The following is an 8,183-nucleotide window of genomic DNA, read 5'->3' as shown; positions in this document are numbered from 1 at the left end:
AATCAGCTGAGCCTCAAATTATATACCGGATTTTTCATCACAGTCAAACTTTTTTTGAAGCTTTTTTTGTTTCTGCCTTCTGACCAGAACCGCCTTTGGCGAGTCGCTGTTTCATCAGCAGAGCCATCGACTATAGCACTGTTTTCTGGCGGGTGCGAGAAAAAATGTGCAAAGCGCAGCTCGTGACCCTGGCCTCAAGCTATCCCCCCCCCACAGCATGCCGCCATGTCGGGCGGTACTAGAGGACCAGCGGCAGGGACCGCAATCTCGTTCCGGTCAGTGCAAACAGGGCGTTGGACACGGCGGGCGCGAGCGGCGGCACACCCGGCTCGCCCACACCCCCAGGAGGTCGGGTACTGGCCACCAGATGGGTCTGGACCAGGGGCACCTGCGCCAGCTGGAGCATCCGGTAGTCGGAGAAGTTCTTCTGCTGCACCACGCCGGCGTGGATGTCCACCTTGCCATACAAGGCGGCCGTCAGCGCAAACACCACGGCACTTTCCATTTGCTGGGCGACGATGCCCGGGTTGACCACGGTACCGCAGTCCATGGCACACACCACCCGGTGTACCCGCGGCTGGCCGTTGACCAGCGAGACCTCGGCGACCTGCGCCACGATGGAGCCAAAAGACTCATGCAGCGCGATGCCCCTGGCCCGACCCGGGGGCAGTTTTCCACCCCATGCGGCCTGGGTCGCGGCCAGTTCCAGCACCGCCAGGTAGCGCGGCGCATCCTTGAGCAGAAACCGGCGCATTGCCAGCGGGTCCTGCTGCAACGCAACCGCCAGTTCGTCGATAAAACTTTCGGAGAAAAAGGCATTGTGCGAGTGCCCTACGGAGCGCCAGAAGCCGACAGGGACGCTTTTGCGGGTGGCCACATGCGACATGTGCTGGTGGGCAAAGCCGTAAGGCAGGTCAAACAGGCCCTCGGCCGTGGTTTTGTCGGGCGTGTCAACGGGGCCGGCCAGCATGGGCAGACCGCGCTCCATCCAGCGCGGGCTGATGGCGTCGCCGGCCGACCGGATGCGAAGGCTGACAGGCTGGCCCTGGGCGTCCACCGCCGCGACCAGCCTGGCCACATGCATGGGCCGGTAAAAGTCGTGGGTGGTGTCTTCTTCGCGGGACCAGATCAGCTGCACCGGCCGACCGCCGCACTCCATGGCCACCCGGACGGCTTGGGCGACGTAGTCCACCTCCAGCCGGCGGCCAAAACCGCCGCCCAGCAGGGTGACGATGACGCTGACATCTTCCACCGCCACGCCGGCCACCCGCGCCGCGATCGCCGCGCCCATCTGCGGCACCTGGGTCGGCACCCAGAGAAAGACCTTGCCGCCCTTGACCTGCGCCGTGCAGTTCATCGGCTCCAGCGCGGCGTGCGCCAGATAGGGCGCGCGGTACACCGCCTCCAGCTTGCGGGCGGCGCCCGCCTCGGCCTGGTCCGCGGACCCCTTCTCGTAGAAGGTGAAGCCCTCTTCTCCATTTTTCCCCTGCAGCGCGGCCTCCAGCTCTATCGCAATCTGGCGCGAGTCAAGCGCGCCGGCCGGGCGCTGATGCCAGTCCACCGGCACCGCCTGCGCCGCCTGCTGGCACTGCCACCAGCTTTTCCCAACGACGGCAAAGCCCGCAGTGGAACCGGCAAAAGGCGGCAGGCGCACCAGGCGCTCCACCCCGGGCATGGCCAGCGCCGCGTTCACATCGATCGCGCCCGGTGCACCGCCCAGCATCGGACACAGGCGGAGCGCCGCGTACAGCATCCCGGGCAAACGCACATCAAGCCCGAAGCGGGCCGTGCCATCGACCTTGGCGGGAATGTCCTTGCGCGCTGCATTCCGGCCAATGATCGTCCAGTTCTCGCGCGCCTTGAGCGTCACGCTGCCCGGCGGCGTGGCGGCGGCAAAGCGGGCCAGCTCACCGTAATGCGCGGATTTGCCCGACGGGTGAGAGATCACGCCCTTGCTGACCGTGAACTCGGCCACCGGCAGGCGCCACTGCAGCGAAGCCGCGCCCAGCAGGGAGGCGCGCGCCGTGGCGGCCGCCGTGCGCAGCACCAGCCAGGCGTCGGCCACACTGCTGGATCCGCCGGTGGCGTTGATACCCAGCTCACGGGCCAGTTTGCGAACCACCCACTCGCCCGCCTGGACCTTGAACGGGCGGTTTTCGAGCTCGAAGGGATGAAAAGGCAGGCTGCCGACCAGCATCGCGACATTGCCGTAAATGCTGTCGGCGCCGGCCTGCTCCAGATGGACCCGCGACAGCGGCACATCCAGCTCTTCGGCCACCAGCATGGGCAGGGCGGTGTGCACGCCCTGGCCCATCTCGCTGCGCGGCATGGCCAGCACCACCGAACCATCGGTGGTGATCTTGATCCAGCCGTTGAGCGCCACCTCCCCTTCGGCAGGCTGCCAGAGCCGGCCAGAACCGGTGCGCGCGCGCGGCGGCAGCGCACCCCAGCCGACGATCAGGGCACCGGAGGCACCCGCCGCAGTGAGCAGCCAGGTCCTTCTTTTCATGCGCGCCTCTTCACGGGAGCCCGGACCACGCCCATGTCTGCGGCCCGCTTGATCGCCAGACGGACGCGCTGGTAAGTTCCACAGCGACAGATGTTGGTCATGGCGGCATCAATGTCGGCGTCTGTCGGTCTGGGCGTCTTGTCGAGCAGGGCCGCCGCCGCCATCAGCATGCCCGACTGGCAGTAGCCGCATTGCGGCACCTGCTCGGCGATCCAGGCGCGTTGCAGGGCATGTGGTTTGGCCGGGGTGCCCAGCGCCTCGATGGTCTGGATGCGCTTGCCGGCCACAGTGGCCACGGGGGTGACACAAGAGCGCACCGCCTGCCCGTCCACCCGCACGGTACACGCCCCGCAGGCCGCCACGCCGCAGCCGAACTTGGTGCCGGTCATGTTGAGCAGATCGCGCAGCACCCACAGCAAAGGCATGGCCGGGTCGGCGTCCACCTGCACGGACTGGCCGTTGATTTGTAGTTCCATAAAACGTCCGGTGGTGTCGGGCAGGCACGGCGCAAGCGGCGGCCCGCCGCTGATGTCCATTGCACTATAGCCATCCGGCCCCGATCTCCCAAAGCCCGGAAACCAGCATGCGAAATGGCGCACCCGGATAATCCCTGACAACATGGCATTAATTACACTTCTTGACGCTCAACTCGCTTTTGGGCACGTCGCACTGCTGGATCACGCAGATTTCTCGCTGGAACCGAACCAGCGCATCGGCCTGATCGGCCGCAACGGCACCGGCAAATCGTCCCTGCTCAAAATCCTCGCGGGCCTGGAAAAGCCCGATGACGGCACGCTGCAGCTGCAGCAGAACCTGCGCATCGCCTACGTGCCGCAAGAGCCCAGCCTGGACCCGCATGCTACTGTTTTCATAGCTGCCAGCGCAGGACTGGCAAGGACCAGGCACGTGGTAGAGATGTATCTGGCAGCCGACGAACACACCGACCTGGACGCCCTGCAGTCGGAAATCGAGGCGCTGGACGGCTGGAACTGGGAGCAGCGTGTCGAGGAAACCCTGCACCGCCTGCACCTGGACAAGGATGCCATCGTCGGTTCGCTCTCGGGCGGCACCAAAAAGCGCGTGGCGCTGGCCCAGGCGCTGGTCGCCAAACCCGACGTGCTGCTGCTCGACGAGCCGACCAACCACCTGGACCTCGACTCGATCGCCTGGCTGGAGGAACTGCTGGTCAACTTCAACGGCAGCATCATCACCATCACCCACGACCGGGCCTTCCTGGACCAGGTGGCCACGGTGATCGTCGAGCTGGACCGCGGCAAGCTGCTGAGCTACCCCGGCAACTTTGCGCAGTACCTGGTGCAAAAGGAAGAGCAGATGGCCCAGGAGGCCGTCATCAACGCCAAGGCCGACAAGCTGCTGGCGCAGGAAGAAGTGTGGATCCGCAAGGGCGTGGAAGCACGCCGCACCCGCAGCGTGGCGCGCATCGGCCGGCTCGAAGCCCTGCGCGACAACCGCGCGGCGCGGCGTGACGCGGTCGGCCGCGTCAACCTCGACGTCTCCAGCGGCGAAAAAAGCGGCAAGATCGTGGCCGAGCTCACCGACGTCTCCAAAAGCTTCGGCCACCCGGGGGCCGAAAAAATCATCGTCAACCAATTCACCGGCACGCTGCTGCGCGGCGACAAGGTCGGTCTGCTGGGTCCGAACGGCGCCGGCAAAACCACGCTGCTCAAGCTGATCCTGGGCGAGTTGCAGCCCGACGTGACCCTGCCCCCCGGCAAGATCCGCCAGGGCGCGAACCTGCAGGTGGCCTACTTCGACCAGATGCGCGACGCGCTGGACCTGGACGCGACGCTGGAAGACTTCATCAGCCCGGGCAGTGAGTGGGTCGAGATCAACGGCCAGAAAAAACACGTCAAGAGTTACCTGAGCGACTTCCTGTTCTCCCCGGCACGCGCCAACTCGCCGGTACGCACGCTCTCGGGCGGCGAGCGCAACCGCCTGCTGCTCGCGCGCCTGTTTGCCCGGCCCGCCAATGTGCTGGTGCTTGACGAGCCGACCAACGACCTGGACATCGACACGCTGGAGCTGCTGGAAGACCTGCTGCAGAACTACGAAGGCACCGTCTTTCTGGTCAGCCACGACCGGCGCTTCCTCGACAACGTGGTCACCAGCACGATTGCCTATGAAGGCACGCCGGAGAACCCGGGCTTCTGGCGCGAGTACGAAGGCGGTGTGACGGATTGGCTCACCCAGTCGAAACGGGCGGCGCAGCTCGCCGGCAGCGGCAAAACCCCGGCCCCGTCCAGCGCCAAAAACACAAGCAAAAACGCGCCGGAGCCCAATAAGGACGTGCGCGAGCAGCTATCAAAAAAGAAGCTGAGCTACAAGGAGCAGCGCGAACTCGACGGGCTTCCGGCCTTGATCCAGCAACTGGAGTCGCAGCAGAAAGCGATCGAGCAGGAGCTGTTTGACGGCACGCTGTACACGAGCAACGCCAAACGCGCGGCCGAACTGAACGCCCGCAACACGAAAATCGAGGAAGAGCTGACCGAGGCGCTGCAGCGCTGGGAGATCCTCTCCAGCTAGCGGGCCGCCTGGCGCCTGGCCGCCTGCGGGGTCGGGTAAAACACCTACAGGATTTCGCGGCGGTGTCGGTGCGTTCGGCCCACTTCGAAACAGCGGCCTGCGCTACAGTGGCTGCATTGTCCAGAACTGTTTCCATGCCCCCACGTACGCCGCCGCCCACCCGCCTGTTTGTTGCCCCCTGGCGCTGGCTTGCTGCGCTGGTGCTGGGCGCGTGGCTGACCGGCTGCGCCTCCCTGCCCAGCGAGGTGGACCGGCCGGTCTCGTCGGCCCTGGCCGACCCGACAGAAACCCGCATAGGCCGGGCCGTGCAAGCCCGCGCCCTCCAGGCGGAAACCCACAATGATTCGGGTTTTGCACTGGTCAACAGCGCCGAACTGGCCTTCACCAGCCGCATGGCGCTGATCAACGCCGCGCAGAAAACGCTGGACATCCAGTATTACGCGATCCATGCCGACGAAACCACGCTGCGGATGTTTGATGCCCTGCGCGCCGCCGCCGCCCGCGGCGTGCGCATCCGCATTTTGCTTGACGACTTCAACACGGCCGGAAAAAACGCCCAGGTGCTCAAACTCGCCTTTGAAAGAAACATCGAACTGCGCCTGTTCAATCCCCTGCCTGGCGGGCGCGGGTCGCTGTTTTTCCGCATCCTCGGGGCGCTGAAGGACATGGACCGACTCCAGCGGCGCATGCACAACAAGATTTTTGTCGCCGACAACGCCGTCGCCATCACCGGCGGGCGCAACCTCGGCGAGACCTATTTCGGCCAGGGCGAGTCCACCAACTTCATTGATGCCGACGTGCTGGCGGCCGGACGGATCGTGCGCGAACTCTCGCGCAGCTTTGACCTGTACTGGAACAACCCGCTGGCCTACCCGGTACAGTCGCTGATGACCGCCGCGCAGCTGGAAGCCATGAAGCCGCCCCCCGCTGCAGCAGCAGCGGTGGCCGCGCCGGTCAACGGTGAAACCAGTGCTGCCGCAGGCGCCAATGCCACCGGCGGCGCGCCAGCCAAACCGGCGAAGTCCGCCGTGCGCAAGGTCACCGCGCTCGACGGCTCGGTCAGTGTGGCCGAGCCCCTGCCCGACAGCACCAACCTCGCATTGCTTGAATGGACCTGGGCGCCGTCGACGCTGCTGGTCGACAAGGCCTCCAAGATCGCCGCCGACGCCGATGACGTGCAGGCGTCGCAGGACACCACGGTCGACGGCCTGCTGCAGCTGATGGCCGAGGCCAAAAGCGACCTGCTCATCGTCTCACCCTACTTTGTACCGGGCCGGCGCATGATGGACCAGCTCGCGGCCATCCGTCAAAAAGGCGTGCGCATCCGGGTGCTGACCAACTCGCTGGCGTCCAACGACGCGCCCGCTGCCCATGTGGGCTATGCCCGTTACCGCAAGGAACTGCTGGGCCTGGGCATTGAACTGTATGAAATGCGCGCCGAGCAGGAAGGCACCCTGAGCGGTTTCAGCTCCCTCGGCAGTACCGGCTCGGCCGGCGGCTCGCGCGCCAGCCTGCATGCCAAGATCGTGGTGCTGGACGACAGCCTGCTGGTGATCGGGTCCATGAACCTGGACCTGCGCTCCCAGTTGCAGAACAGCGAGGTGGCGCTGGTGATCCGCAGCCGCAAGCTCTCGGCCGACACCACCCGCCTGATTGAACCGGCACTCGCCAGGGGCGCCTACAAGGTCGAGTTGCAGGACGGCCAGCTCGTCTGGCGCGCGCCTGAAGGGTCGGAGCTGAAAGACTCCCGCACGGAGCCGGATGCGAGCCTGGGGCTCAAGCTCATGCTCACGCTGATTGGACCGCTGGCGCCTGACGAGATGCTTTGAGCGTCCCGAGCAGAACGGCCGGGGACACTCCCCTCAGCTCATCAGCTCCCTCAGGCCTCCGGCGTGTCGGTATCCCGCATCCCATCGCGCAAGCCCTTGCGTGCGGCGGCAGCCAGCGCGCCGTAGCGGGTGCGGAAGGCATCCAGGGACTCTTCGTTCAACTCCTCGAGATCGAGCAGCGCGTTATGCGCGCCCTGGGTCGCACGTATGAGTTCGTCGAGCTTGATCTGGATCGCCTCGGTGTCGCGGTTCTGCGAGTTCTGGATCAGGAAAACCATCAGGAAGGTGATGATGGTGGTGCCGGTGTTGATCACCAGCTGCCAGGTATCGCTGAAGCCGAACAGCGGGCCGGTGACGATCCAGGCAAGGATCACCAGCAGCGCCATGAAGAAGGTGGCCGGTCGGCCGGCGTAGCGCGAAGCCGCCTTGGCCGCGTTGGAATACCAGTTGTTCTTGCTTGCCATCAGTTGTTCCCAGGTCAGAAAAGGCTGGCATCGGGAAACCCGATGTTGCACCACATGTGGATCTTGGAGACGTAGGCCGGACCTGCGGCGACGGCAAAGGGCTCGACACCATAGGCAACAAAGCCGCAGCTTTCATACAAGGCGCGGGCAGCTTCGTTCCCCTGCGTGACGGTGAGCTGGACCAGGCGCACCCCCGGTCGCTCGGCCGCCTGCGCCAGCACGGCCTGCACCAGCCGCCGCCCCAGTCCCTGCTGGCGGAACCGGTCGGGCACGTACATGCCGAAGAGGGTGGCCTTGTGGCGCAACTTCTCGCGCGATTCGAACGACAGACCGGCGACGCCGGCGAGCCGGTCGTCCTGAAAAACACCGAGTACCCGCTCGGCGGCAAGCGGCTCTTCGCTGAGCCGCAACTGCCACCAGGGCAGCGGCAGGGCAGCGCGCTCGGCGACGCTGGAGCTGAAGGCTTCGGGGTGCAGGGCATAAGCCTCGAGCATGAGCGCCCGGTAGTCGGGCGCATGGACGGGCCGGAGCTGCGCAATCAGCATGGCGGCCAAGCTTTCCTCGCACCCGCCCGGGAAGCCGAAATTGCTATTGATTCAATAGCTGCATGCGCTCGCCCAACAAGGGATAGCGACCAAAAACACATGAAAACCGGAAGACCGCTCACTTCATGCTGTCCCGCAGCCGCGCGAACACCTTCCAGAACGCCGCCTCCTGGGTGGTCGCAAAGTTGATGCGCATCAGGGTGCTGGGCTTGCGCACCGCGTGAAACAGCGCGCCGGGCGCGATCAGGTAGCCCTCGTCGAGCATGCGCTGCGCCAGCGCGTCGGTGTCCAC

Annotated in this window: 7 protein-coding genes and 1 pseudogene; 3 read left to right on the top strand and 5 right to left on the bottom strand. The window is 65.6% G+C overall.

Annotated elements, in window-relative coordinates; all coding sequences use genetic code 11:
- The coding region (locus tag PSV33_RS17050) for a hypothetical protein (protein ID WP_300563517.1) at nt 1-186 on the top strand (186 nt) is incomplete at its 5' end.
- A gap of 52 nt (nt 187-238) precedes the next feature.
- Here PSV33_RS17050 and PSV33_RS17045 read toward each other — a convergent pair.
- Nucleotides 239-2,509 carry a molybdopterin cofactor-binding domain-containing protein gene (locus tag PSV33_RS17045; protein WP_300563515.1) on the bottom strand — a complete coding sequence of 757 codons (2,271 nt, stop codon included), beginning with the start codon at nt 2,507-2,509 and terminating at the stop codon, nt 239-241.
- The gene (locus tag PSV33_RS17040) at nt 2,506-2,985 is read right to left on the bottom strand and encodes a (2Fe-2S)-binding protein (protein ID WP_300519842.1); all 480 of its coding nucleotides are present in this window, start codon (nt 2,983-2,985) and stop codon (nt 2,506-2,508) included. The genes PSV33_RS17045 and PSV33_RS17040 overlap by 4 nt, the downstream gene beginning before the upstream one ends.
- 142 nt (nt 2,986-3,127) lie before the next feature.
- Between PSV33_RS17040 and PSV33_RS17035 the strand changes: the two genes are divergently transcribed.
- Together PSV33_RS17035 and PSV33_RS17030 are read left to right on the top strand one after the other, a co-directional pair.
- Nucleotides 3,128-5,053, top strand: a complete 1,926-nt coding sequence (locus PSV33_RS17035) for an ATP-binding cassette domain-containing protein (RefSeq protein ID WP_300563513.1) — start codon at nt 3,128-3,130, stop codon at nt 5,051-5,053.
- Between the two features lie 134 nt (nt 5,054-5,187).
- Entirely contained in the window at nt 5,188-6,882 is a 1,695-nt protein-coding gene (locus tag PSV33_RS17030; protein WP_300563511.1) for a phospholipase D family protein, read from the top strand.
- Nucleotides 6,883-6,932: 50 nt separating this feature from the next.
- Here PSV33_RS17030 and PSV33_RS17025 read toward each other — a convergent pair whose 3' ends face one another.
- From PSV33_RS17025 to PSV33_RS17015, 3 genes and pseudogenes are all read right to left on the bottom strand, one after another.
- On the bottom strand, nt 6,933-7,346 hold the full coding sequence (locus PSV33_RS17025; protein WP_300563509.1) for a low affinity iron permease family protein: 414 nt from the start codon (nt 7,344-7,346) through the stop codon (nt 6,933-6,935).
- 14 nt (nt 7,347-7,360) lie between these two features.
- Nucleotides 7,361-7,891, bottom strand: coding sequence for a GNAT family N-acetyltransferase (locus tag PSV33_RS17020; protein WP_300563507.1), 531 nt, complete (start codon nt 7,889-7,891; stop codon nt 7,361-7,363).
- Nucleotides 7,892-8,009: 118 nt separating this feature from the next.
- Nucleotides 8,010-8,183, bottom strand: a pseudogene (locus PSV33_RS17015) (PLP-dependent aminotransferase family protein); the annotation flags it as partial.

The sequence above is a fragment of the Polaromonas sp. genome, assembly GCF_029945895.1.
GTDB lineage: Bacteria > Pseudomonadota > Gammaproteobacteria > Burkholderiales > Burkholderiaceae_C > Polaromonas.
The sequence above is the reverse complement of the archived record's forward strand: the minus strand, read 5'-3'. Positions and strand labels throughout refer to the sequence as shown.

Excerpts from the sequence above, each read along its gene's own strand:
- PSV33_RS17035 (WP_300563513.1), top strand. The coding sequence starts at position 3,128 with ATGGCATTAATTACACTTCTTGACGCTCAACTCGCTTTTGGGCACGTC.
- PSV33_RS17045 (WP_300563515.1), bottom strand. The coding sequence starts at position 2,509 with ATGAAAAGAAGGACCTGGCTGCTCACTGCGGCGGGTGCCTCCGGTGCC.
- PSV33_RS17020 (WP_300563507.1), bottom strand. The coding sequence starts at position 7,891 with ATGCTGATTGCGCAGCTCCGGCCCGTCCATGCGCCCGACTACCGGGCG.
- PSV33_RS17040 (WP_300519842.1), bottom strand. The coding sequence starts at position 2,985 with ATGGAACTACAAATCAACGGCCAGTCCGTGCAGGTGGACGCCGACCCG.
- PSV33_RS17030 (WP_300563511.1), top strand. The coding sequence starts at position 5,188 with ATGCCCCCACGTACGCCGCCGCCCACCCGCCTGTTTGTTGCCCCCTGG.
- PSV33_RS17025 (WP_300563509.1), bottom strand. The coding sequence starts at position 7,346 with ATGGCAAGCAAGAACAACTGGTATTCCAACGCGGCCAAGGCGGCTTCG.